At 43.0% G+C, this 953-nt stretch carries 2 protein-coding genes; both read right to left on the reverse strand.

The window, feature by feature from the left end; genetic code table 11:
• Nucleotides 1–580, reverse strand: a 580-nt coding sequence (locus tag AB4583_RS20910; RefSeq protein WP_086738234.1) for an IS630 family transposase, incomplete at its 3' end; no start/stop codon positions are given.
• On the reverse strand, nucleotides 546–953 hold a 408-nt coding region (locus AB4583_RS20915), incomplete at its 5' end, for a helix-turn-helix domain-containing protein (protein WP_136977534.1). The genes AB4583_RS20915 and AB4583_RS20910, both read right to left, overlap by 35 nt.

Here is a 953-nt window from a genome sequence, read left to right on the forward strand (position 1 = left end):
AACTGATCAGGTCAATCCAATCTCTTGTACACATTTTTGTGACGCGATCTTTGCACTCAAGAAATCCATTCCAAGCGCTACAGACCTTCGAAACAATATCGTTATAATCAATGAAGTTTTGGTTTGCTAGATAGTGTTGCCTTAACCAACTCCACACTTGCTCTATAGGGTTAAGCTCTGGTGAGTATGGCGGCAATTTGATAATACTGACATTATCAAATGGGTTAGCAATATCATCGGTATGCCATCCTGCGCCATCCATTATTACCACTGAATGACGGTCTTTTTCTGTGACTTTAGATATCTGCTCTAGATGGTTTATCATGATGTCTTTGTTAACCCAAGGGACGACCATTGCCTCACCAATCCCTCTCGATGGGCACACTGAGCCAAACAAATAAGCGTATTCAAATTGCTGCTGTTTTACTACGCGAGGTCTCGTTCCACGAGTAGCCCAAAGACGTGTTGTTGTGTTCTGCTGACCAAACCTAGCTTCGTCTTGAAACCAGACATCAACACTCTCTAGCCCAATATGGCCGGGGATCTTAAGGATCGTTTCGATTTGGAATTTTTTTAAAATCGTCTTGTATTTGCTGTGATTGTTTAGGGTGTTTGGAACGAGAAGTTATCCAAGAAAAACCCATGTGGTCGAGGAGATAATAGATGGAATTAGGGTGGTAGTGCTTGTCAAAGTGTTTAACGATGTAGTCATGTATATCGCTTCCAACAAGGCGGCCACCAGAAGGTGATTCAGCTTCTTTTTTTATGAAGGCACTGAGTTGAGCCCGCTGCTCATCGGTGAGGTATGCAGGCCTACCAGTCCGAGGTTTTTCTTGAAGTCCTTCTAGGCCTTCTTCAAAAAAAATCCGAACCCATTTATTGACACTGGTTCGACTGACTTTGAGAGATTTTGCAATTTGTGTACGAGAGAGGCCGTCTTTAAAGTGTGCGAG

Source organism: Vibrio sp. 10N.222.49.C12 (genome assembly GCF_041475025.1).
GTDB classification, from domain to species: Bacteria; Pseudomonadota; Gammaproteobacteria; order Enterobacterales; family Vibrionaceae; genus Vibrio; species Vibrio crassostreae_C.